General features: G+C 46.1%; 14 protein-coding genes and 1 CRISPR repeat array. All 14 genes read left to right on the plus strand.

The window, feature by feature from the left end; genetic code table 11:
• Window positions 1–18 precede the first annotated feature (18 nt).
• The 14 genes from CI595_RS14230 to CI595_RS14295 all read left to right on the plus strand — a co-directional run bounded on the left by CI595_RS14230 (window position 19) and on the right by CI595_RS14295 (window position 24,769).
• Window positions 19–981 carry a uroporphyrinogen decarboxylase family protein gene (locus CI595_RS14230; RefSeq protein WP_095174240.1) on the plus strand — a complete coding sequence of 321 codons (963 nt, stop codon included), beginning with the start codon at window positions 19–21 and terminating at the stop codon, window positions 979–981.
• A complete protein-coding gene (locus tag CI595_RS14235) occupies window positions 978–2,297 on the plus strand; it encodes an ABC transporter substrate-binding protein (RefSeq protein ID WP_243135167.1) in 1,320 nt (439 codons plus the stop codon). The genes CI595_RS14230 and CI595_RS14235 overlap by 4 nt, the downstream gene beginning before the upstream one ends.
• 88 nt (window positions 2,298–2,385) lie before the next feature.
• Complete coding sequence (locus tag CI595_RS14240; protein WP_095174244.1) at window positions 2,386–3,273, plus strand: carbohydrate ABC transporter permease; 888 nt, start codon at window positions 2,386–2,388, stop codon at window positions 3,271–3,273.
• Window positions 3,270–4,109: a carbohydrate ABC transporter permease gene (locus CI595_RS14245; RefSeq protein WP_095174246.1), complete on the plus strand. Its 840-nt coding sequence runs from the start codon at window positions 3,270–3,272 to the stop codon at window positions 4,107–4,109. Before CI595_RS14240 ends, CI595_RS14245 begins: the two co-directional genes overlap by 4 nt.
• Before the next feature lie 28 nt (window positions 4,110–4,137).
• Window positions 4,138–5,637 (plus strand): response regulator, encoded by a 1,500-nt coding sequence (locus CI595_RS14250; protein ID WP_095174248.1) that lies wholly within the window; start codon window positions 4,138–4,140, stop codon window positions 5,635–5,637.
• Window positions 5,638–5,650: 13 nt separating this feature from the next.
• Window positions 5,651–6,946: an L-cysteine desulfidase family protein gene (locus CI595_RS14255; protein ID WP_162291882.1), complete on the plus strand. Its 1,296-nt coding sequence runs from the start codon at window positions 5,651–5,653 to the stop codon at window positions 6,944–6,946.
• Between the two features lie 10 nt (window positions 6,947–6,956).
• The gene (locus tag CI595_RS14260) at window positions 6,957–8,318 is read left to right on the plus strand and encodes a Sapep family Mn(2+)-dependent dipeptidase (RefSeq protein WP_095174252.1); all 1,362 of its coding nucleotides are present in this window, start codon (window positions 6,957–6,959) and stop codon (window positions 8,316–8,318) included.
• 83 nt (window positions 8,319–8,401) lie between these two features.
• Window positions 8,402–9,319, plus strand: a complete 918-nt coding sequence (locus CI595_RS14265) for an aldo/keto reductase (RefSeq protein WP_095174254.1) — start codon at window positions 8,402–8,404, stop codon at window positions 9,317–9,319.
• Between the two features lie 241 nt (window positions 9,320–9,560).
• Window positions 9,561–12,185: a pyruvate, phosphate dikinase gene (gene ppdK / locus CI595_RS14270; protein WP_095174256.1), complete on the plus strand. Its 2,625-nt coding sequence runs from the start codon at window positions 9,561–9,563 to the stop codon at window positions 12,183–12,185.
• A gap of 87 nt (window positions 12,186–12,272) precedes the next feature.
• Window positions 12,273–13,514, plus strand: coding sequence for a helix-turn-helix domain-containing protein (locus CI595_RS14275; protein ID WP_162291883.1), 1,242 nt, complete (start codon window positions 12,273–12,275; stop codon window positions 13,512–13,514).
• 146 nt (window positions 13,515–13,660) lie between these two features.
• Window positions 13,661–21,232 (plus strand): Ig-like domain-containing protein, encoded by a 7,572-nt coding sequence (locus tag CI595_RS14280; RefSeq protein WP_095174260.1) that lies wholly within the window; start codon window positions 13,661–13,663, stop codon window positions 21,230–21,232.
• 332 nt (window positions 21,233–21,564) lie between these two features.
• Window positions 21,565–21,864: a CRISPR direct-repeat array (repeat unit 33 nt; unit sequence GTCACTCTCTGCGAGGAGAGTGTGGATTGAAAT).
• A gap of 249 nt (window positions 21,865–22,113) precedes the next feature.
• Window positions 22,114–22,827 (plus strand): phosphatase PAP2 family protein, encoded by a 714-nt coding sequence (locus CI595_RS14285; RefSeq protein ID WP_095174263.1) that lies wholly within the window; start codon window positions 22,114–22,116, stop codon window positions 22,825–22,827.
• A complete protein-coding gene (locus CI595_RS14290) occupies window positions 22,824–23,861 on the plus strand; it encodes a lysylphosphatidylglycerol synthase transmembrane domain-containing protein (RefSeq protein ID WP_095174265.1) in 1,038 nt (345 codons plus the stop codon). Before CI595_RS14285 ends, CI595_RS14290 begins: the two co-directional genes overlap by 4 nt.
• Before the next feature lie 230 nt (window positions 23,862–24,091).
• A complete protein-coding gene (locus CI595_RS14295) occupies window positions 24,092–24,769 on the plus strand; it encodes a CDP-alcohol phosphatidyltransferase family protein (protein WP_095174268.1) in 678 nt (225 codons plus the stop codon).
• Window positions 24,770–24,775 lie beyond the last annotated feature (6 nt).

The following is a 24,775-nucleotide window of genomic DNA, read 5'->3' on the forward strand; positions in this document are numbered from 1 at the left end:
ACAGGGGGAAATGAAAAAATGAACAAGGCACAGCGTGTAAAAGCAGTTATGGAGCGGAAAGAAGCAGACTTTGTACCAGCCGGTTTCTGGTTCCATTACAAGCCGGATTTTACAGTGGAGGAGATGATTGAGGAGCACTTAAAACTTTACCGGGAAACAGATATGGATGTCATTAAGATCATGCAGGATTATGCGTATCCGGTCACAGGTGAAATACACTGCGCCGAGGACTGGTATCATATTGGCATAAAAGGGACAGACAGCCGGGAGATGGAAAAAATGACAGCCGTGATCAGGGGCATAAAAGAGCGTGCTGGGGAAGAGGTACTGATTTTCCAGACCATGTTCGGTCCATTCAAGGCGGCATCCATAGCCTTTGGGGATGATGTGCTTATGAAGTACAGCAAAGAGGCCCCTGAAGCAGTCATGGCGGGGATCAAAAATCTGGCGGACGGGCTTGAAGCATGGGCAAAGGCATATCTGGATGCAGGTGCGGACGGTATTTATTATTCGGCACAGTTTGGTGAGGAAGGCAGATTTTCAAAAGAAGAGTGGGAGCAGCTGGTTCGTCCCTTTGATCTACAGATTTTACAAGTGGCGGAGCAAAGGAAAGATAAGTATAATATTCTTCATATCTGCGGGGAACCGGAATATGCTTTTCAAACACATGTGGACTGGTTTTATGATTATCCGGCAGACCTGGCAAACTGGTCTGTAAAAGACAATGAATACCGCCTGGAAGAGGGCAGAGAGCACTTTTCCTGTGCTATTTTGGGCGGACTGAACAACAAGGGGAATATTCTTCACGGACCAAAAGAGGAGATACGAAAAGAGGTACAGGCAGTGCTTGATAGTTTCGGAACCGAAGGGATCATGATCGGGGCAGACTGCACCATACAAGGGGAAGGCATCCGCCTTGACTATATCCGGGAGGCAGTGAAGGCAGCGCATACATATAAAAAAGGAGAAGAGTGCTCATGAAAAAGAAATTAGCGGTTTTATTGTGTACAGCAATGGCGGTTTCCAGTTTGGCAGGCTGCAGCAGCGGCGCAAAAGAGGCCAGTGATACACAGGGGGAAAGCAAAAAAGAAGAGGCAAAGGACAAGGCAGAGAACAAGGAGGAAAGCAGCGGTGATGTATTGACACTGGAGTTTTTCCAGCAGAAATCAGAGGAAGCTGCCCAGGTAGGATACCAGAACATCATAGACAAATTCAATGAACAGAATCCTGATATTAAGATTGAGATGAATACCGTTCCCGACGCGCCCACAGTCCTTACATCCCGTGTGGCATCCGGTGATATACCGGTAATTTTTACGGACTTCCCCACACAGCTTCAGTTCCATCAGAAGGTGGCTAATGGGTATGTGCAGGATTTGTCGGAACAAGATTTTCTGGAAAATGTGGAGCAGTCAGCCATGGATATGACAAAGCAGGAGGACGGAAAATATTATGCGCTTCCTTTCAGCCGCAACTATATGGGTGTCTGGTACAACATGGAAATCTTTGAAGAAAACAACCTGGAAGTGCCGAAAACGTGGGAAGAATTTGTAAATGTATGCAATGCCCTAAAGGAAAAGGGCGTGACTCCTCTTGGGCTACACGGAAAAGATCCCGGACGTGTCGGGCACACATTCCAGTGCTGTACGGTGGCTTTTGACCCGGAAGGTGTGGAGACCATCGAGAAAGCAGTAGCAGGGGAAGGGAAGATAGAAGGAGATGAGGGTTTCAAAAAAGCTGCGGAGAAAATGCTTACCCTTCTGGATTACAGCAATGAGGATGCCCTGGCACTTTCAGACATGCAGTGCTATGAGAACTTTGCCAACGGGCAGTACGCTATGTGTATTACCGGTTCCTATGCCCGCGGCACCATTATGATCGCCAATCCTGATCTGAAGCTGGGAGTCTTCCCTCTTCCAAATGACACAAGAGAGACTACAAACACATTATCCGGCATTGATGCGGCTGTCTGCATTTCAGCCAAAGCCTCCGAGGAAGAAAAAGCCGGTGCTTACAGATTCCTGGAATTTTTGGCACAGCCGGAAAATGCACAGCTTTTCTGTGACGCGGAGGGCGCGCCTTCCTGTATTACCGGTGTGGTTCACAAAGATGAGGGGGTACAGCCGATGCTGGAGCTGATTTCTGACGGACAGGTGCATGACTGGATGGCCTCCACCATTGACAACAACGTGGTGACAGACCTTTACAATGTGACTCAGGGCTTCTGGAGTGAGAAAAACGTGGATGATTACCTGAAGCAGATGGATGAATCCATTACTATCACATCTGCGGAATAGGACGGAATATGCAGAGAAACGGCAGTGCCTGCATGGGGCTGCCGTTTCCTTTACAAAAAATTGAGTATTTTATAAGGGGGTTGAAAGAATGGAGACAAAATGGAAGAAAAAAGGCTCCGGAAAATGGATTTATTTTGGCTTTACGCTGATACCGGTGGTCCTATACAGCTTCTTTTATGTATATTCCGTGATAAATGGCATCCGCTACAGTTTTACGGACTGGGATGGGATGTCCACCACATTTCGTATGGTAGGGCTTAAGAACTATATTTCCCTGTTCAAAAATCCCAATTTCTGGGGTTCCTTAAAAACAACAGTGTGCTACAGTATTCTTTTGGTGGCGGGGGTTGTAACCCTATCCCTGGTACTGTCTTTATCACTGAATTCACTGAAAAGATTTAAGACCTTTACCAAATCTGTATTTTTTGTTCCCGCAATGATCGGAGGAATCACCATTGCCCTTATCTGGGACCAGCTTTTTTACAGAGTGGTCCCCTTGTTGGGCCAGGGGCTGGGCATTGGATGGCTGTCCCAGAGTCTTCTTATGACGGGAAAGACCGCTCTTCCGGCTGTAGTGTTTGTACATATCTGGCAGGCTGTGGCGCTTCCCACGGTTATCTTTGTGGCAGGTCTGCAGCAGATTCCGGATGAACAGTATGAATCAGCCAAGATGGACGGAGCCACCCCTTTTCAGAGGTTTCGGTTCGTGACATTTCCGTATCTGGTGCCAACGCTGACTGTAAATCTGGTGCTGATGGTCAAACAGGGATTTACGTCTTTTGATTTTCCTTTTGCATTGACGGGAGGAGGCCCGGTGCGGTCCACGGAAGTGATCGGTATCCTGATCTATAATGATGCATTTAAAAATATGCGTTTTTCCATGGCAAATGCAGAGGCATGTGTACTCTTTTTAGTAGTGGCTGTCTTTTCCCTGACGCAGTTAAAGCTTACCAGTAAAGGAGGAGTCCACGAATGAAAGTGAAAAAAGAAGGTATGGGATGGATCATTCTCAGAAATCTCCTGATTCTTATGGGGCTTTTTCTTATTCTGTTTCCCTTGTATCTGGTTGTTATTAACTCCTTTAAAACGCTGGAGGAGGCCGGAAAAGACTTTTTTGCCCTCCCGTCAGGACTGAACCTGCACAATTTTAAGGAACTGTTCCGGAACAATGATTACTGGATATTTGCGAAAAACTCTCTGATCATTTCGGCGGTATCCGTGGGGCTTATTCTTATCCTGGTTCCCTCAGTATCCTACGCCATAGCCAGAAATTTTAACAGGAAGTATTACAAAGGGGTGTATTATTATCTGCTTATGGGACTCTTTATCCCCTCCCAGGTCATCATGCTTCCGGTTACGAAACTGATGACAAATCTCAACATGCTGAACCGCCAGGGGCTGATCCTGCTCTATGCGGCATATAGTCTGACCCAGGGCGTATTCTTGTTTGTAAACTACATCAGAGGGCTGCCTTTTGAGATTGAGGAATCTGCCTATATGGACGGATGCAATGTATTTCAGACCTACGTCCGCATTGTCCTTCCCCTGGTGAAGCCTATGCTGGCCACGCTGCTGATCATGGATCTTCTGTGGATTTGGAATGACTTTATGCTTCCGCTGCTGATACTGAACCGCTCCAAGGAAATCTGGACACTTCCGCTGTTCCAGTATAATTTCAAGACGGAATATTCCTTTAATTATACCATGGCCTTTACCGCTTATCTGATGTCCATGCTGCCCATGCTGATCGTGTACTGTATGGGGCAGAAACATATTATAAAAGGTTTGACAGCCGGTTCTGTGAAGGGGTAAACTTTTTTCAGAAAGAAGGTATGCGCAGATGATGAAAATACTGATTGCTGAGGACGAAATTTACGCCAGAAAGTCTATGAAAAAACAGATTCTGGAGCTGGATCTCGGGCGGGAATTTCACATTCTGGAAGCCCAGAACGGGGAGCAGGGCCTGGAACTCTTCAGACAGGAAGAGCCGGATCTGGTATTCACGGATATCCGTATGCCTAAGATGGACGGCCTGGAGTTGCTCAAAGAGATAAAGAAAGAAGATCCGGAAGCAAAAGTTATCATGGTCAGCGCCTATGCGGACTTTGCCTATGCCAAATCTGCCATAAAATTTGGGGCGGAGGGATATCTGCTGAAGCCCATAGAGGACGGGGAGCTGAAAGAATTTATAATGAAATTCAGGCAGCAGAATACAAGAAAAAAAGAGCAGGCTATGTTCTCGGGAAAAGATATGGTAACCAGATTCATTGCCCAGAGTGTGCAGGAGGAGGAAGCAGGAAAAGATCTGCTGGCAGAGCGGATGTTTGGCAAAGTCTTTTGGAAATATCAGGTGCTGGTCCTTTGGTTTGCAGGGAGAAGATATCCTGACCGGGAGGAATTCATGCTCTGGCTCCACAACATATACGGGCAGGAAGTATGGACTGCTTTTCGTCTGATAGAGCTTGAGAAGGATATCTGGATGCTTGTTATGGAGGCTAACGGACAGAGCCGGTTCCGGCAGAAACGTATCATACAGAAACTTCTGGAAGAGGAGTATGACTGTTATCTGGGTATAAGCGCGGAATGTAAGACACCGGGGGAACTGAAAAGGGCACTTGCCCAGGCCACTGTTGCAGTGGAGAATAAGATTTACAGTGATGAACATCTTTTGGAATACCGTGTGGTCGCCGGGATAAAAGCAGTGAAGTATGAAATGTCGGAGGAACAGAAGAACTATCTGCAGATTTCCCTGGAGAGAAAGAGCAGGGATAAGATACAATCTGCGTTGTGTGAGATATTCCGCCATATGGAGGAAAAAGGAAGGATTCATGTGGACAGTCTGGAGATATTTCTTGCACAGGCAGCCGTGCTGACCCATCAGGCGGCTGGCAGGCCCATTCCCAGGCTGCGGCTCATAGATTTCTCCCATATGGAGGAGATGAAACAGAGGCTTTTAGAGATTGCAGAGGAATACTGCACCTGCGGTTCTAACGGACAGACTTTAAAAGGAGAAGACATTATCCGGGGCATGAAGGAATATGCCCGGAAAAATTACCACCTGGATATATCCATCCGGATGCTGGCGGAAAAGGTGTTTTATATGAACGCGGCGTATTTAAGCCATCTCTTTACAGAGAAAACAGGTATCAGTTATTCCGCGTATATCCGCCGGCTGCGCGTGGAAAAAGCGAGGGAATTTTTGGAGAAAGATACTTACTCGATCACGGATATCGCGTCTATGGTTGGGTATAATGATACGTCTCAGTTTATACGGATATTTAAACAGGAGATGGGGATGACACCAAAGAAATACAGGTGTAAAAAAACAGATGGAAATTAGCGGAGGACAGAATATGGAGGATAGCAGAAGGGCATTTTATCAAAGTCTGCTTCACCGGGAGATAGCTCCGGCGCTTGGATGTACAGAGCCTGCAGCCGCTGCCCTGACAGCGGCCTGTGCGGCTGCATGTCTGGGGCAGATACCGGAGGAGATCACGGTAAAGACAAGCCAGTATATCTTAAAGAATGCCATGAATGTGGGAATTCCGGGGATAGGTATGACGGGACTGGATATTGCAGTGGCTCTGGGGGCATTATCCGCCAGACCTAAGAAGGAACTGATGATCTTAAGCCATATCAGTGCCGGGGAAAAGAGGATGGCAAAGGCTCTGACAGAACAGGGAAAGGTACGGATAGAGCTTGCTCCCACAGAGGAAAAAATCTACATAGAAGTACAGGTGCGGGCAGGCAGTGAGACAGCCAAAGCAGTCACAGCGGAAACACATAAGAATATTATCTATGTGGAAAAAAACGGCAGGATATGCTATCAGAAGGAGCGGAAAAAGAAGAAAGAAGGGGAGTCCGAAAAGGAGCCTTATACGGTCACATTGGAGGAAATCTTTGATTTTTCAGAGGGCGTTGAATTGGAAAACCTGGAATTTTTAAGGGAGGTCATCCGGATGAACCGGGAGATCGCCCTGGAAGGGATCAACCGCAGATATGGTCTTCAGGTGGGGAAAAATCTCATGGATGGAACAGAGAACAGACTCGTAGGTCAGGATGCAGCCAACTATGCGGCTGCCATGACAGCAGCTGCGGCGGACGCTAGGATGGCGGGATGCGAAAAACCTGTGATGAGTGCAGCCGGAAGCGGCAACCAGGGATTGACGGCAACCATTCCCATTGCAGCTATTGGAGAAAAACTGGGGATGGAGGAGGAGAAGATCCTGCGTGCCTTAGCCCTGAGTATCTTACTTACGGTACATACCAAACATTACCTGGGGCGGCTTTCCGTCCTCTGCGGCTGTTCCATCTCTTCTGCCATAGGCGTGGCATGCGGCATTGTTTCTATGCTGGGCGGCAGTTATGCGCAGATGACCTGGGCAGTCAACAGCATGGTGGCCGATATTTCCGGTGTTGTCTGTGACGGGGCAAAACCGGGCTGTGCCCTGAAAATAGCAACCGCCGTCCAGTCTGCCGTGCGTGCGGCCAATATGGCACTGAACGGAAGCGGAGCGGACAGCCATGATGGAATCGTCCATATAAATGTGGAAAAGACATTGGAAAATCTGGGGATCCTAGGCAATTCGGGTATGAAGGATGCAAACCGTATTATACTTGATCTGATGCTGGAAAAGCAGAAAATATAAGGAGGATGTGATGGGAGGTTGGGAAGCAGACAGTGAACTGGAAGCATGGCTTTCAAAGAAAGAAGATGCTATGGTGGAGGACATCACTTCCCTGGTGGAGATTCCCAGTATTTCGGGGGAACAGGAGGGCAGTGCGCCCTACGGAAAAACGTGCAGAGCTGTTCTGTACAGGATGCTGGAAATTGCCGGAAGATATGGATTTACATGCTGCTCATTTCGGGACAAATGTGCGGTGATCCGGTATGGAAACGGCACAAAAAAGATAGGGATCTGGGGGCATTTGGATGTTGTGCCGGAGGGGACAGGATGGCTGTATCCGCCTTTTTCCTGTACCAGAAAAGGCGATTTCCTCATAGGAAGAGGTGTACAGGACAACAAAGGTCCGGCGATCGCCTTTCTGTATGCCATGAGATATCTGAAGGAAAAGGGTATGGTCCCTTGTGTGACATTTCTGCAGATATTGGGATGCAGGGAAGAGGTTGATATGGAGGATGTTTCTTCATATTTAAAAGAAAACCCGGCCCCGGAAGTCTCTTTTGTGACGGACTGCGCATTTCCGGTGTGCTATGGGGAAAAAGGAATCTGCAGAGCGGAATTCGTATCGGAGAAACTTGACGGAAATATGGTTCTATCGGGTGGAAGTGCAGTTAACAGCATTCCGGCATATGCGTGTGCAAAAATCCGGTCCCCGCAAGGAAAGTGGAAGAAGGTAGAGGCAGATGGAATTTCCGGTCATGCAGCATTTCCCCAGGGGGCAAATAATGCCCTGGGCATTCTGGCAGAGAGGATACTTTGCAAAAACCGGGAAGAGAATATACTCTCAGATAAGGAGGAAAGGGTGCTGAAATTCCTGAAAAAAGCCTGTGGGGATGGATATGGAAAAGAACTGAACATAGCCTGTGAGGATCATATCTCCGGTGTGCTGACAGCATCGGGTACTGTGGTGAGGATGGAGGGAGAAAAGGCCGTTGTGGAGATGGATATCCGCTATCCTGTCACTGCAAAAGCAGAGGATATTTGGAGACAACTGGAAAACGAAGCCGGGAAATACGGTTTTTCCATCCGCAGTTTTGAGGACAACGCGCCCTCTTATATAGATAAAAATACTCCTTTTGTCACCTATCTTAGCGGGGCTTACGAGGAAGTCATGAAGGACGGAAAGAAGCCCTATGTCATGGGAGGAGGGACATATGCCAGAAAGATACCAAACGCAGTGGGATTCGGCCCCGGTCTGGAGTTTGACCGGAAGGAAACCGGGCTGCCCATGGGACACGGAAACTGCCACAGTGCGGACGAAGTTCAGTCGGTCAGCAATCTGAAAACAGCAGTGAAAATTTACGTGAAAGCATTACAGAAACTGGATGCGCTGTGATACAAAGTATCAGCAGCCAATAAAGACAGCAAATTTCAAAATGCTAGCTGCAGTCAGAGGAAAAGAGAGAAAGGAAAATAACAATGAAGCGAATAGAGATTGGCAAAGGGAAGATAAATGCATCAGAGATAGGGCTGGGCTGTATGAGGATTACGGGCCTGTCCTCAGTAAAAGAGGTCAGAAGTCTTATTGATACGGCCATGGACTGTGGAATCGATTTTTTCGACCATGCGGACATTTATGCCGGAGGGGAGGCAGAGCAGATTTTTGGGCAGGCGATAGATACCGGCATCAGAGAGAAGATGATCCTGCAGACAAAATGTGCCATCCGTCCCGGGATCTGCTATGATTTTTCCAAAAAACATATCCTGGAATCTGTGGATAAAAGTCTGGCACGTCTGAATACGGATTATATAGATATCCTGCTTTTGCATCGTCCGGATACCTTGATGGAGCCGGAAGAGGTGGCAGAGGCATTTGAGATTTTGGAAAGATCAGGAAAGGTGCGCTGCTTTGGGGTCAGCAACCAGAATGCCATGCAGATAGAACTTCTGAACCACTACTGCGGAGGCAAGATCCTCGTGGACCAGCTTCAGTTCAGTATTGCACACTGTGATATTATTGATTCCGGAATCAACGTGAATGTCCACAATGATGCAGGAGCCAGCAGAGACGGCAGTGTGCTGGAATACTGCCGTCTGAAAGGAATCACCATTCAGGCCTGGTCTCCGTTCCAGTACGGGATGTTTGAGGGTGTTTTCCTGGACAATGAGAAATTTCCGGAGTTAAACCGCCTGATCGGCCAGCTTGCCCGGAAATACCAGGTGACCGATAATGCCATAGCCGTTGCCTGGATCCTCCGCCATCCGGCCAGGATCCAGACCATTGTGGGAAGCACCAGCAAAGAACGCGTGCGGGGAATCTGCCAGGCATCGGATGTACACCTCACCAGGGAAGAATGGTATGCCTTATATATGGCTGCGGGAAAGCAGCTTCCGTGAAAAAGGAAGGATCCGGGAATCATCAACAGCAGCAGTCCGAAATGACGAATTTCGGGCTGCTTTTTCCTTAAAATCATGAGAAACCCCCAATTTTCATGATTTTCACCATTCTTACTTGACTAATATTCCCAAAATGATTAAAATAGGTTGTGTGCGGGCTCTGCCCGCCAGCGTGATACGGCAGAGGGGGATACGCTTCTCTGTACAAGTCATACAACTACTTTTAGGAGGAATGTTCAAAATGGCAAAATGGGTTTACTTATTTAGTGAAGGAAACGCCAACATGAGAAACCTGCTCGGTGGTAAAGGTGCCAACCTGGCAGAAATGACCAACTTAGGCATGCCGATTCCGCAGGGCTTCACTGTTACAACTGAAGCTTGTACAAACTATTACGACAATGGCAAAAAGATCTCTGAAGAAATCCAGGGTCAGATCTTCGAGGCTCTGACAGAACTGGAAAAGATTCAGGGAAAGAAATTTGGAGATAATGAAGATCCGTTACTGGTATCTGTTCGTTCAGGTGCGAGAGCATCTATGCCCGGTATGATGGATACTATCCTGAACCTGGGTCTGAACGATATCGCAGTGGAAGGTTTTGCTAAGAAAACCGGAAACGCTAGATTCGCATACGATTCCTACAGACGTTTCATCCAGATGTATTCTGACGTAGTTATGGAAGTGCCCAAGTCTTTCTTTGAAAAGATCATTGATGAAGTAAAAGAAGCAAAAGGCGTTCAGTATGATACAGAATTAACTGTAGATGATTTAAAAGAACTGGTTCAGAGATTCAAAGCTATCTACTCTGAGGAGATGAATGGCGAAGAATTCCCGCAGGATCCGAAAGAGCAGTTACTGGGAGCAGTAAAAGCTGTATTCCGTTCTTGGGACAACCCGCGTGCTATTGTATACCGCCGTATGAACGACATCCCGGGTGACTGGGGAACAGCCGTTAACGTACAGGCAATGGTATTCGGTAACATGGGTGAGACATCCGGTACAGGTGTTGCATTTACACGTAACCCATCCACAGGTGAAAAAGGTATCTATGGTGAGTACCTGATCAATGCCCAGGGTGAGGACGTTGTTGCCGGTGTCCGTACACCGCAGCCAATCAGCAAACTGGCAGAAGATCTGCCGAAATGCTACAGACAGTTCATGGAACTGGCTATGAAACTGGAAAACCATTACCGCGATATGCAGGATATGGAATTCACCATCCAGGAAGGAAAACTGTACTTCCTGCAGACACGTAACGGTAAGAGAACTGCTCCGGCAGCCATCCAGATCGCCTGCGACCTGGTTGACGAAGGCATGATCACACCGGAAGAAGCTGTTTGCCGTATCGAAGCAAAATCCTTAGATCAGTTGCTGCATCCTACTTTCAATGCAGATGCATTAAAAGCAGGCGAAGTGATCGGTTCTGCTCTGCCGGCATCTCCTGGTGCTGCAGCAGGTAAAGTTTACTTCACAGCTGACGAAGCAAAAGCTGCTCACGAAGCGGGCGAGAGAGTTATCCTGGTTCGTCTGGAGACATCTCCGGAAGATATCGAGGGTATGCACGCTGCTCAGGGTATCCTGACAGTTCGTGGCGGTATGACATCTCATGCAGCCGTTGTTGCACGTGGTATGGGAACATGCTGTGTATCCGGATGCGGAGAGATCAAGATCAACGAAGAAGAGAAATGGTTTACATTAGGCGGATATACATTCAAAGAAGGAGATTACATCTCTCTGGATGGTACATCCGGTAAAATCTACAAAGGTGATATCCAGACAGAGGAAGCTTCTGTAGGCGGAAACTTCGGCCGTATCATGAGATGGGCTGACCAGTTCCGTAAACTGCAGGTTCGTACCAATGCAGATACACCGGTTGATACAGAAAACGCAGTAAAACTGGGCGCAGAAGGTATCGGTCTTTGCCGTACAGAGCATATGTTCTTTGAGCCGGACCGTATTCCGAAGATCCGTAAGATGATCCTGTCCGATAATGTGGAAGCAAGAGAAGCAGCACTGAATGAACTGATTCCTTTCCAGAAAGCAGACTTCAAGGCTATGTACAAAGCCCTGAGAGGACGCCCGATGACCGTTCGTTATTTAGATCCGCCGCTTCATGAGTTCGTTCCTACAGATCCGGAAGACATCAAAGCACTGGCAGCAGATATGGGTCTGACAGCAGAAGAAGTACAGGCTAAATGTGATGACCTGCACGAGTTCAACCCAATGATGGGACATCGTGGATGCCGTCTGGCAGTGACCTATCCGGAAATTGCTAAGATGCAGACAAGAGCCGTGATCGAAGCTGCGATCGAAGTAAAAGAAGAGATGGGATATGATATCGTTCCGGAGATCATGATTCCGTTAGTAGGCGAGAAGAAAGAGCTGAAATTCGTTAAAGATGTTGTTGTTGCAACAGCTGAGGAAGTTATGAAAGAGAAAGGCGAATACATCAACTACCATGTAGGAACCATGATCGAGATTCCTCGTGCAGCTCTGACAGCTGATGAGATCGCTGAAGAAGCAGAATTCTTCTCCTTCGGTACCAATGACTTAACACAGATGACATTCGGTTTCTCCCGTGATGATGCCGGTAAATTCTTAGGTTCCTACTACAGCAACAAAATCTACGAATCTGACCCATTTGCAAAACTGGATCAGACAGGTGTAGGCCAGTTAGTACAGATGGCTGCAGAAAAAGGACGTAAGACAAACCCGACTCTGAAAATGGGTATCTGCGGCGAGCACGGCGGAGATCCGTCTTCCGTAGAATTCTGCCACAAAGTTGGTCTGAACTACGTTTCCTGCTCACCGTTCCGTGTGCCGATCGCAAGACTTGCAGCAGCACAGGCAGCGCTGAATAATAAATAATCTATTTTGCCAATAGAATAAATGTACGCGAAAGCGTATTGTGTCCAAGCAGAAAGCACCCCCGCATGTAAGTGCGGGGGTGTTTTAATGGGGGAAGAAAAAATGTTTCAGCCGTATTTCCTGGAACAAATGGTAAATTTGATGCATGCGCCATTTTACATGTTCACTGACCGGAATGAAATGATACAAAAATTTGGCGGCAGAGAGATAGAGACAATTCTTTTTGAAAAAAACCCGGAATTGGTGCAGAATGCATTTTCTAAGAAAAATAAAGAGCATCCGGTTATCTTTACAGACAAGGTTCTGGTATTCGCGGTGTTTGACAGCGGCATGGCAGAGGGAAACATTATGATTGCCGGGCCTGTAACCATAGGACGTCTGACTCAGGAAACACTGCTCCAGCTACGCAGGGAATATAAACTGGGAAGAAAGAGCGGATATGTCCCTCCTGTGTGCCCGCTGGATAAATTTGTCTCAGGGATTTTGCTGCTGCACTGGCATCTGACGGGACAGGAACTGACATCCGCTGAACTTTGGCAGAAGAATCAGCGATACTATTCAGCGACTGTAAATATTCAGAACCGTATATCTCAGGATATTTTTATGAGGCAGGAGAATGCGGGGCTGCACAATCCCTATGAGCAGGAGCTAAGAGAGCTGGACAGCATTGAAAGAGGAGATACAGAGGCTTTGAAACGAAGTATCTCAGAGACCTATGAGGGTGAGATCGGAATCCTTGCAAAAGACCCTCTCCGCTCCCATAAAAACGTAGCGGTGGGTAATATTACATTGGCCTCAAGAGCTGCGATCCGGGGAGGGATGAGCGTAGAAAAATCATTTTCCATGGCGGACAGTTTTATACAGCAGGTGGAGGAAATTGACAATGTGCCGGAAGTGGAGGCATTTAAGCGGGAGTCCCAGTATTTTTATGCCAGACTTGTAAACGAGGAAAATACCCGGGGAGGAGAAAAGCAGAATGTTAGAACGAATCCGCTGATCGGACAGGTCAAGGATTATATTTTCAACCACCTGCACGATACTATACAGGTGTCAGACATCGCAGTGCACATGCAGGTGAATCCGGACTACCTCTCCCATCTGTTCAGTTCCCAGGAAAAAATGACCATCACCAGCTATATCCGTCAGGAGAAGGTCAGAAGAGGGGAGAACCTCCTGAAATATTCGGATTATCGGGTTCAGGAAATTGCATTTTATCTGGGTTTCTGTTCTCAAAGCCATTTTGCCAGAGTGTTTCAGCAGATTGTGGGTATAAGTCCAAATGAATACCGCAAGAAATTTGGAAATAGGAAAAAATGGAAAATGAAATAAGATTTGTGACTAACAGCTAAGATATATGATATATCTTGGCTGTTTTTTTCTTTATAATTATAAAAGGCAACAGCATGGCTGTGATCAGGACATGCATCTCAACAGTAATTGGGAAAGTACCGAAAAGGAGATTAGGAGGAAAGAAAATGAAAGGTTTTAAGAGAGGAATTGCTGCGGCATCCACAGTGGCACTCTGCCTGACGTCCATACCGATGAACGGGCTTTGCCTGGTTTCTGCGGCAGAACTGGACAGGACAGTTAAGCTTCAGCCCAGTCTCGCATCCACCTTCCATGACACCAATGAAGACGGTCTCGGTGAATTTGAAGGATGGGGAACGTCGCTCTGCTGGTGGGCAAACCGCATTGGCTACAGTGATGCAATGACAGATAAAGCGGCAGAAGTGTTCTTCAGTGATAAGGGACTGGACATGAACATTGGCCGTTATAATGTGGGCGGCGGTGACCATGTGGGAGTGCCCACGGAAGTGCCGGTAAATGAAAAGGCACAGTTTTACGATCTGGAAACAGAAGGGTATACACCGGAGTATTCGGGAAGTAAAATGGCAGTTGGTGAGAATGCAGCAATGAAGGACCTGCAGTATACAGTGTCGGATGCTGATTTTGGTATTACAAAGGGAAATAAAGTTGGGACTTTTAAGTCGATTGGCTGGATCAATAAGCTGGGAGATAAACCGGGTGACGGAGATAATCTTCGCTACACAGTCAATGCAAAAGAGGAAGGCAAATATACGGTAAAACTGTTATTGACCCTGACAGGCAGCAACAAAAGGGACGTGGCTATCCGGGTGAATGACAGTGAGGATCATATCATAGACGCGGATACCATCAACAGTAATCTGATCGCGTCGGGAAACAATAATCTGCTGTTTCTTGTGACAATTCCGGACGTGGTATTGAAGGCTGGAGAGAACACCATCAACATTGCAGGAAAAAATGACTGGACACTGGATTTTGTAAAGATGGCAGTGATCAAATCCGGTGAGGAAGGTACATTGCCTGAGGGGGAAGAATATCTTCACAGCCCACATATTACCCGTTCTGATTCCGCAGTTCCGGGATATGCGAAAGATGTGACAAAGATTGATACCAACAAGCATGAGTTATCATGGTATGAGACGGAATATGACAGAGCTGATGAGGCGTGCGGCTATGCGTGGAATTATGACTGGGATGCAGATGTAAACCAGCTCAACATTTTAAAAGCGGCAGCAGAAGCCAGCGGTGAAGATTTCATAGCAGAAGCCTTCTCCAACTCTCCGCCGTATTTTATGACAAACAGCGGCTGCAGTTCAGGCGCTGTGGATTCCGGCAAGGATAATCTGCGTGCGGACTCCTATCATGCGTTTGCGGTTTATATGGCAGATGTGATCGAACATTGGAATAATGAGGGCGTTATTACCTTCCAGAGTGCCACACCTATGAATGAGCCATATACAAACTATTGGGGAGCGTACAGCAACAAGCAGGAAGGATGTCATTTTGACCAGGGAGAATCCCAGTCAAAGATCATAGAGGCATTAAATGAAGAACTGGAGAAAAAAGGGATTGACATTATAATCTCAGGAACAGATGAGACAAGCATTGATACAGCTATCAGTTCCTACAATGCGCTCTCTGATGAGGCAAAGAATATTATCCAAAGAATCGATACCCATTCATACGGCGGTTCCAAACGTTCCGAGCTGAAAGCCCTGGCAGAAGATCAGGAAAAGAATCTGTGGATGTCAGAAGTGGACGGTGCGTACACAGAAGGAACCAATGCAGGAGAAATGAGTGCCGCCCTTGGCCTGGCAAAAGCCATGATGAAGGACGTAAACGGACTGAACGCAAATGCATGGATTCTTTGGAATGCTATAGATATGCATGTGGACAAGGAGATCCAAACCAGCAGTGATGCTGATTATGCAAGTTTGGACGAGTTGTATAAGAGAGTTAATATGAACAGCGGTTACTGGGGCATTGCCATAGGTGACCATGACAATGAAGATATCCTGCTTACCAAAAAGTATTATGCATACGGACAGCTTTCCAGATATATCCGTCCTGGCTATACGATCATTGGTTCCAGTGACGATACACTGGCAGCATATGACCCGGAAGGCGGAAAAGTCGTAGTCGCAGCAGTGAATACTTCAGGCGAGGACAAGACATGGAAATTTGATCTGTCCAGCTTCAGTACCATGGGTGACCATGTGACTGCCATTCGTACCAGCGGTTCTCTGGCAGAGGGGGAAAACTGGGCAGACGTTTCCTCAGACGGTGATATTACCGCAGATACGGCTAAAAAGAGTATCACAGCCACACTGAAAGCAAACTCCATTACTACATATATTGTTGATGGTGTCACTTATGATAGTACAGCAGAAGAAATCACTAAGATCGAGGATGTAAATGTATATACCATAGAAGGTGTTCCGGCTGTACTGCCAAAAACAGTGGAGACTGTTACCAATAAAAACAATACCACAGAAAAGAAAGTAACATGGAATCTTGAGGATGTGGATTTGACCCAGAGTGGAGAAGTTACAGGTACAGTGGAAGGCACAACATTGCCAGCTAAAGCAAAGGTACAGGTTGTGGCACCCAATATGATTTATTTTATTGACTGCAACAGCCCGGAATCACCTAAATATGCGGCCATGGATCAGTATGCGGACCTTCTTAATGAAAAGGCAGATCAGGCATATACAGAAGATTCATGGGGATATCTGGATGAGTATGGGAAGTACAATGGTGATGTAAACGATGAATATGATACCGGCTGGTATGCAAAATCCGGTCAGTCCATCAAGTACACAGTCCCCCTTGATGAAGGAACCTATAAAGTTACCTTTGGCTTTAAAGAATGGTGGCGGGATAGTAATAAATCTCGTAAGATGACAATATCCGCAACACAAAACAACGGGACAAATGAACTTGGATCGTCCAATACATGGAACGGTGGAAACTGGTGGAATTCCGATACGTTTGACTTGGTGTGTGAGGATACCGGAAATGTAACGTTCAGTATTGAAAAACAATCCGGACAGCCGGACCCGGCGCTTTCTTTTATCCAGATTCAGAAAATCTTGAATTTAGATGAATTAAAAGCAGCGCTGAAGGCAGCCTCCGAAGTGAACAGAGGACAGTACCCTGCATCAAAACTGGCTGTTCTGGATGAGGCAGTAGAAGCAGGAAAAGACCTTGCGCTGAAATCTTCCGCAACACAGGAGCAGATTGATGACAGTGCAAAAGCCATCACAAAAACTATGGAAGCGCTGGGCACAGGATATACAGAGGAAGAGATCGCGGCAAACGATTATGTACTGTATTTGGTAAACTGTGGTACTCCAGATGCATCTGTTGTACCGGACAGCTATATCCGTGGCTTATATCAGTCCAATGTTGACCAGCAGTATGCAGCAGATGCCGATACAGGTTTAAGCTGGGGTTACGAGCCAAATGATGAGAATTCAAGGATCGTCAACGGCGGCAGCAGCACAGCGGATATTACTGGCAGCTATATTTATATGGCAGATACAGGCATCACATTTGTCAAAGATGTCAGTGGATTCAAATATAAATTTGAACTCCCGGACAGAGCAAATAGCGATTATGCTGTGACATTAGGATTTAAAAATCCATGGGATACAAGAAATGTAGATATCAAGCTGGAAGGGGAGACCGTTGAGAGCGATCTGACCCTGACAAAATCACAGTTGATTGAAAAAACTTACAAAACAGAGGTTACAGACGGAGAACTGAACGTGATGGTCCACAGTCCCAAACGTACAAACCAGTACGGTGACCCTGTACTCAATTATATCATCGTCAAAGCCGTTGCGGCATATACAACGGACAGAATCACAGAAACGATCGCATCCTATCAGTCAGCTATGGACGGTCACAACTATTCCGAATCAACCAAAGGAGCTTTTGATAAAGCAGTACAGGAAGCCCAGATGTTAGTTGATAATAGTTCAACGGATCAGAAGGCGATCAAAGATGCTTTGAACAAACTGGAAGAATCATTCAATGCTCTGAAGGAAGTTTATACCTATTCTTCTATTACAGGTACAAGCGGAGCACAGCTTTTTGACAACAACGGCAATAAGATCCAGGCACACGGCGGACAGATTCAGCAGTTCACGATCAACGGGGAAACCAAGTATTATTGGTACGGGGAAGATAAAACAAATGGTTACCGCCCGGTTGTAGGGGTACATTTGTATACCTCTTCAGATTTGTACAACTGGACAGACGAAGGTGTTGTGCTGAGAAGTATTCCTGTATCTGAGGAAGACTATGATAAAGACCAGACGGAAGGGTATAAAGCAGACCTTTCTATCTTTGAGACAGATGAATATTTCAAAAATCTGTATGGCGAATATGAAGGCCAGGACCCGGATGATACGGACAACTACAGCAGTAAACTGGAAGAGGTTTACTGGAATCTGGCTGAGGACAGAACCGTTATTGAGCGGCCAAAAGTTTTATACAATGATGCAACCGGAAAATATGTAATGTGGTTCCATGCAGATGGACGTACCCCTACCAGTGATGCTGATTACGGCAAAGCAAGGGCCGGCATTGCCATCAGTGACAGTCCTGCAGGACCTTTTAAACTGCTGGGTACCTATAAGCTGCATGACAGTAAAGATGCTGATCACAGTTGGGATCATGCGGGCGGTGCAGTACGTGATATGAACCTGTTTAAAGATGACGACGGACAGGGATATGTTATTTATTCATCAGATGGAAACCTGACAACTTATATTGCAAAATTAAATGAGTCTTATACAGGCTTGATCGCAGATCCTAAAGAGGCCGTGGAGGGTACAGGCAAAGATGTAGAAGAACTGACAGCATCTGATTATACGAGAAACTTTATCAATGCGTCAAGAGAAGCACCAGCAATGTTTAAATACAAAGGAAAATATTATATTGTCAACTCAGGATGTACGGGATGGGCACCAAATAAGGCCCAGTATGCCGTAGCAGACCATCCTCTGGGACCATGGACCGTGATGGGTGACCCATGTGTAGGCGATACAAAGGGAACGACTTTTGACACCCAGAGCACTTGCGTATTCCCTGTCGATGCAGAGAACGGCAAATTTATTTACATGGGTGACCGCTGGTACAATCCGGACACAGGCGGAGATTTAAGTGATTCCAGATATGTATGGCTGCCGGTTGAATTCCTTCCGGGCGATCAGATCCAGTTAAAAGACTATGCGGACTGGACCTTGGATGAACTGGAAAATAAGGCTAGTTTTGAGATCGTCAGTGACCTTCCCACGGTTGTGAGCTCTGTGTCTGAGATTGCAGAAGCCCTGCCAAGTACAGTCACAGTTGATTTTGGAAGCACTACTGCTGAGAAAGATGTGACATGGGATCTGGGCAATCTTGCTGAGGATAAACTGGGTACTGCCACAGTGACCGGAATCCTGACTGACGGAAACAGGGAATTTACACATAATATCAGCATCGTGAATCCTAAATTGATCTACTTCTTTGACAGCGGTGCAGATACATCCGTATACTTTGATACAGTAAACGCAAATCTGTTTGGCAGATTAAAGAACAGTGTACCGGACAGCGCTTACACGGATGAAAACGGTGCCGGCTATACCGGTGTTGTGCAGTCCCAGGATGAAGATAACTATGATCTGGGACATCACTCCGGCGATGACTATCTCTCAAATGGCTGGTGGGCAGGTTCCGGAAAAAATATTGAATATGCATTTGATCTTAAACCGGGTACCTACACGTTATCTGCCGGATTCCAGGAATGGTGGAATACAAGCAGACCATCAAGGATGACGATCACCTCAGGAGACGAGAAAATAGCAGAAAAGGACTTTACTGTTTATAATTCAAGTACAGACCTTCAGGTTAACCAGACATTTACCGTGACAGAAGAAAATGCAGGTAAGATCACAGTTACCATCAGCAAAACCGGAAATCCTGACCCTGTGCTCAGCTGGATCGCAGTGACACATGACGATGCTGCGGTAAATACAGATAAGCTGGACACATTGATCGAGGCAGCCAGTGTTTTGAAGGAAGAGAACTATTCAGCGGAAACCTGGGAAGCTCTTTCAATCGCTCTGGAAGAAGCAAAGAATGCGCAGGGAATGGAAGAAGCAGACCAGAAAGCCATAGACAAGGCTGTTAAAGCTTTGATGACTGCGATTGAAGCCCTGGAAAGCACAGTTGACAAGAAAGTGCTTCAGGAACTGGTTGACGAAGTAAATGAATTCCAGAATTCCATATATACGGCTGCGTCCTGGAGTGAATACGAGGCAGAAACAGCACAGGCTAAAGAAGATGCACAGGGAGTGCTGGATAATAAGGCGGCATTAAAAGAGGATGTGGATAAGGCACTGAAAGCGCTGCGATCCGCATTTACATCCGGAAAAGAGAAATTAGTTACTATCCAGTCTGTGCTGGAATCCGGTATTGCAGAAAATGAGATTCCGGAGAGCAGCAAGGATAGTTATACAGAAGAGAGCTGGGCAGAATATGAGGCAGCTTTGTCAGCAGCCAAAGCATTGATCGGTTCTAACGATGAGGACGCTGTGAATGCAGCTGTTGCTGATCTTGCAGCAGCAAGGACAGGACTGACAGAAAAACCAGACCATGTTGTTAACAAGGCAGAACTTATTGAGGTAATTGAGAATGCACCTTCAGAAGAAGAAGCTGGGCTGTATACTTTAGATTCCTGGACGCCTTACGCAGCGGCATTGGCAGAAGCTATAAGTGCTCGTGACAAGGATGAGGCGTCACAGCTGGATGTCGACAGTGCATTGGCGGCATTGAAACTTGCGCAGGGAAAACTGGTGACGTTAGAATCGAAACTGGCAGAAATGATTGAAAAGTATGAAGCAGATATCTCTTCTCAGGAAACTTATACAGAAGAAAGCTGGACAGCCTATGCAAACGCACTTGCAGCAGCAAAGGGCCTGCAGGGCAAAGAAGGTCTTACAGAGGAAGAAATAGACACAGCAGAGCTGGCTTTATCGGATGCATATGAAGGTCTTACACAAAAAGAAGTGAACACAGTCGATAAGGACGCGCTGAAAGTGGTTCTTGGGCAGGCAGAGCAGCTGAAAAAAGAGGATTACACAGAACAGGCATGGGCTGCATTTACAGATGCACTCAACAAAGCCAAGGCTGTTTACGACAACAAAGATGCATCTCAGGAGGAGGTAAATAAAGAGGTTACCGCCCTTGCAGAGGCAATGGCAGAGCTGAAAAAACATCCGGCCGAAACAGATGAAAAGACTGATAAATCTGCTTTGAAAGCACTTTTAGATAAGGCTTCCCAGTTGAAGAAAGATGATTACACAGGAACAACATGGGAGAAATTCCAGAAAGCCTTTGACGATGCATCAAACATCTATGAGAGCACCAAAGCTACACAGGAGCGGATTAATGCAGCAGCAGCAGCTTTGGAAACAGCAATGGGCCAGCTGGAAAAAGTCCCTGCCGGACCAAATGAAAAACCGAAAGCACCGTCAGACAACAAAAACAACGGCACTGGAAGCACTGTCAAAAAACCATCCACCAGTGGAGGAAGCCAAAAAGGAACCTCTTCTGCAAAAACCGGAGACGAAACGCCAATTGGCATGTTTGCAGGAGTTGGAGCACTTGCACTGATTGCTATATTAGCGTGTGTGCTCAGCATTTTAAAGAAGAGAAAAAGGGCATAATCGGGAACAAAAATAGAAACTACGCTATTATGTTGAAACATCCTGGCAGTTGGTCACATTCACAACTGCCGGGAGAAAGGGAGAATGCCTTTATCTTCCATGAAAAAGTTTTGTATAACAGGAAGAATCCTCTGTATATAGATACAGGGGATTTTTCAATGTAGATATCAGGTGCGAATGCCTAGCGAACATAAAATACAGGGGGGATTCGCACCTATTTTTTGATGGAAAAAGGGGGTACTTTGTGGTAAAATAAAATGGTAGATATATAAAACTTATTATATTTATGCGAAATTCATAAAAACTGTATATGGTTTTTGTGGAATTTTGCTGTCACTCTCTGCGAGGAGAGTGTGGATTGAAATGCGGATGAATACTTAGTGGATCTGAATGCCACGAGTCACTCTCTGCGAGGAGAGTGTGGATTGAAATACAAGAAAGCTGCTGTTAAGCCCAGACTGGTATTGTCACTCTCTGCGAGGAGAGTGTGGATTGAAATGCCACTCCTCGGCATATCCCGCATACCTTACTAGTCACTCTCTGCGAGGAGAGTGTGGATTGAAATTGGCTCTGTCTCTTCATACCTTGCAGAAAAGGTTGTCACTCTATGCGAGGAGAGTGTGGATTGAAATTGCGATATATGCTTTGATTGTGTTTATCCAATTTTGTCACTCTCTGCGAGGATAATGTACCTCCAAACTGGTCACTCTTCACAAGAACAGAATAACATTCTACCGGAGCATCTGCCGAAGACAAAGACGGCAGGTGCTCTGTTATCTTTATTTGCATAAAACAGTAAAATATTGTTATTAAGATAATTTTATTAGACTATTTGCTGAAATCTGTTATAATACCTTTTAGATGTATTAAGGAGGAAAGCTATGCACAACAAACAAAAAAAGAATGCATGGATACCCTCATACGCAGTATTTCCGCTGCTTTCCTGTGTGACGGTGAATTGTATCGTATATTTTGGGATTTCCAGGATTGCCGATGAATGGAAGCATTATGACCTGACGCTGCCGGTTGACAGGGCAGTGCCTCTGATTCCCGGATTCGTATCGGTATATCTGGGGTGCTATCTTTTTTGGATCATCAATTACATATTGATCGCGAAACAGGGTGAAGAACACTGTGTCCGTTTTGCCGCGGCAGATATTATGTCAAGACTGGTCTGCTGTGTGTTTTTTTTATTGCTGCCCACAACCAATGTGAGGCCTGTGCTGTACGGGGACGGTATTTGGGTGAGCTTACTGCAGGCTGTATATAAGATGGATGCACCGACGAATCTTTTTCCTTCCATCCACTGTCTGGTAAGCTGGTTTAGTTTTATCGGTATTCGCGGAAGGAAGTCGGTTCCCAAAGCGTACAGGGTCTTTTCCTGCCTGTTTGCCATTCTTGTATGCGTATCTACCCAGGTGACCAAACAGCACTATATTGTGGATGTGTTCGGAGGGATCGCCATAGCGGAAATTACCTATTACATTGCATTCCATACGAATATTTACAGACCCTTTAAAAGGGTGTTTGACAGATTATATGAAATGTTTTTTAGCAGGAGAAAAAGTGCCTGTGGGAAAGAGAGTGAAGTTTGACAAGTAAGAAGAAAAAAATCGGAAATGGTCTGTTTCTGGCAGCCGTTTTCATTTTAACTATATACAGTGTCTTCCACGGAGAAGACCTGCATGCTGTGCTGAAAGCCATTGTAAAGGTGAATCCCTGGTATCTTCTCCCCGCTGTATGGGGGGTGATCATTTTTATATGGGGTGAATCCATCATTATTCATTACATGCTGGGCACATTGAATATCAGGACAAAGAAGAGGACTTGTTTCCAATATTCCTGTATCGGGTTCTTTTTCAGCTGCATTACACCATCCGCCAGCGGCGGCCAGCCCATGCAGATTTATTATATGAGGAAAAATAAAATCCCCATTCCGGTGGCAACCATTGTTCTGATGATCGTTACCATCACCTATAAATCGGTATTAGTATTTATTGGCTTATTCGTTGCATTTTTCCAGAGAGGTTTTGTACATAAATACCTGGAAGGTATTCTTCCCGTATTTTATTTGGGCGTGATCCTGAATGTATTCTGCTGTATTGCCATGTCAGTTCTGGTTTTATGCCCTTCGCTTGCCAAATTTATTATGATGAAGGGTCTGGTGATTCTGGAACGTGTGCGGATTTTCAGGAAAAAGGAGGAGAGGACCAGGAAATTGGAGGAGTCCATGAATCATTATACCGTGACTTCCGATTACCTGAAAGGACATGGAAAAGTTATAGTCCATGTGCTGCTGCTCACATTTCTGCAGAGATTTGCTTTGTTTTTTGTGACATGGTTTGTTTACAAGGCTTTTGGCCTTCACGGAGCGAGTATTTACGATGTGGTCATGCTTCAGGCGGTTGTGTCTGTTTCTGTGGATATGCTGCCATTGCCGGGAGGCATGGGAATCAGTGAAAATCTGTTTTTGATCATATTTAAAACTATTTTTGTGGGCGGCCTGCTGCTGCCCGGCATGGTTTTGAGCAGGGGGATCGCTTTTTACGTGCAGTTACTTTTCAGCGCATGTATGACTGCGGCTGCGCATTTTACCATTGGCCGAAAGGCCCTGGACACCGGCGTATAAATTCCGGTGGACAGAATGTCTTCTGTGCGCCAATACCTGAACAGTTCGTACAGATGCTCCATCACGCCGGAATTATACTTTACACTTCCGGAACGGCTCGTTTTGCCATTTGCTGTGCTGTTATAAGCCTTATAAGGCCCTGCAGAATGGAAAAAACATCCGGTATCGGCAGTATAGTGACTGATTGGTTGGAGCACCGGAAAGGATAAAGAAAAGAGGGACAGAAAAAGATGATAGGATTTTATAATTATTCAGTGATCTTGACTTATATAAGCTTGATTTCTTCCGTTTTCGGAATGACGCAGGCGATACACGGCAGATTTAAAATAGCAGTATTCTGCCTGGCTTTGTCAGGACTTTGTGACATGTTTGACGGAAAAATAGCAAGATCCATGAAAAACAGGACAGAGGATGAGAAGTCTTTTGGCATTCAGATTGATTCCCTGTGTGACGTGGTCTGTTTTGGCGTGTTTCCGGCTATGATCTGTTATCTTTTGGGTGTGAGGGGGCCTGTGGGACTTGTTATCATTGCCCTGTACTGTGTGAACTCGGTCATACGTCTTGCCTACTTTAATGTTATGGAAATGAAAGGGGCATTGGTCAGCGAGGAGGGGGAGAAATATTACAAAGGCCTTCCCATAACTTCTATGGCTGTGGTGCTGCCCTTGGTGTTTATGATCCAGTTTTTTGTGTCAGATTTTGTGTTCGTTATATGTCTGCATCTGGCACTGTTGGTGGTGGGAACCCTCTTTGTGGTAAATTTCCGGTTTAAAAAGCCTAAGAACTCTACACTGGCAGTTCTGGTGGCAGTGGTGGCTGCAGCCCTGTGTATTATGCTGCTCAGGACCAGATACCGCATTGAATTCAGACATGGGTGGCCGTGGCTTCCGTGGCTGCGGAAGCTGTAATACATA

The organism is Blautia hominis (assembly GCA_002270465.1).
Taxonomy (GTDB): domain Bacteria; phylum Bacillota; class Clostridia; order Lachnospirales; family Lachnospiraceae; genus Blautia; species Blautia hominis.

What these genes read in the sequence shown, in the direction of transcription:
- CI595_RS14260 (WP_095174252.1), top strand. Translation starts at nt 6,957, where the DNA reads ATGGGAGGTTGGGAAGCAGACAGTGAACTGGAAGCATGGCTTTCAAAG.
- ppdK (WP_095174256.1), top strand. Translation starts at nt 9,561, where the DNA reads ATGGCAAAATGGGTTTACTTATTTAGTGAAGGAAACGCCAACATGAGA.
- CI595_RS14265 (WP_095174254.1), top strand. Translation starts at nt 8,402, where the DNA reads ATGAAGCGAATAGAGATTGGCAAAGGGAAGATAAATGCATCAGAGATA.
- CI595_RS14240 (WP_095174244.1), top strand. Translation starts at nt 2,386, where the DNA reads ATGGAGACAAAATGGAAGAAAAAAGGCTCCGGAAAATGGATTTATTTT.
- CI595_RS14255 (WP_162291882.1), top strand. Translation starts at nt 5,651, where the DNA reads ATGGAGGATAGCAGAAGGGCATTTTATCAAAGTCTGCTTCACCGGGAG.
- CI595_RS14245 (WP_095174246.1), top strand. Translation starts at nt 3,270, where the DNA reads ATGAAAGTGAAAAAAGAAGGTATGGGATGGATCATTCTCAGAAATCTC.
- CI595_RS14295 (WP_095174268.1), top strand. Translation starts at nt 24,092, where the DNA reads ATGATAGGATTTTATAATTATTCAGTGATCTTGACTTATATAAGCTTG.
- CI595_RS14230 (WP_095174240.1), top strand. Translation starts at nt 19, where the DNA reads ATGAACAAGGCACAGCGTGTAAAAGCAGTTATGGAGCGGAAAGAAGCA.
- CI595_RS14250 (WP_095174248.1), top strand. Translation starts at nt 4,138, where the DNA reads ATGATGAAAATACTGATTGCTGAGGACGAAATTTACGCCAGAAAGTCT.
- CI595_RS14235 (WP_243135167.1), top strand. Translation starts at nt 978, where the DNA reads ATGAAAAAGAAATTAGCGGTTTTATTGTGTACAGCAATGGCGGTTTCC.
- CI595_RS14285 (WP_095174263.1), top strand. Translation starts at nt 22,114, where the DNA reads ATGCACAACAAACAAAAAAAGAATGCATGGATACCCTCATACGCAGTA.
- CI595_RS14280 (WP_095174260.1), top strand. Translation starts at nt 13,661, where the DNA reads ATGAAAGGTTTTAAGAGAGGAATTGCTGCGGCATCCACAGTGGCACTC.
- CI595_RS14275 (WP_162291883.1), top strand. Translation starts at nt 12,273, where the DNA reads ATGGGGGAAGAAAAAATGTTTCAGCCGTATTTCCTGGAACAAATGGTA.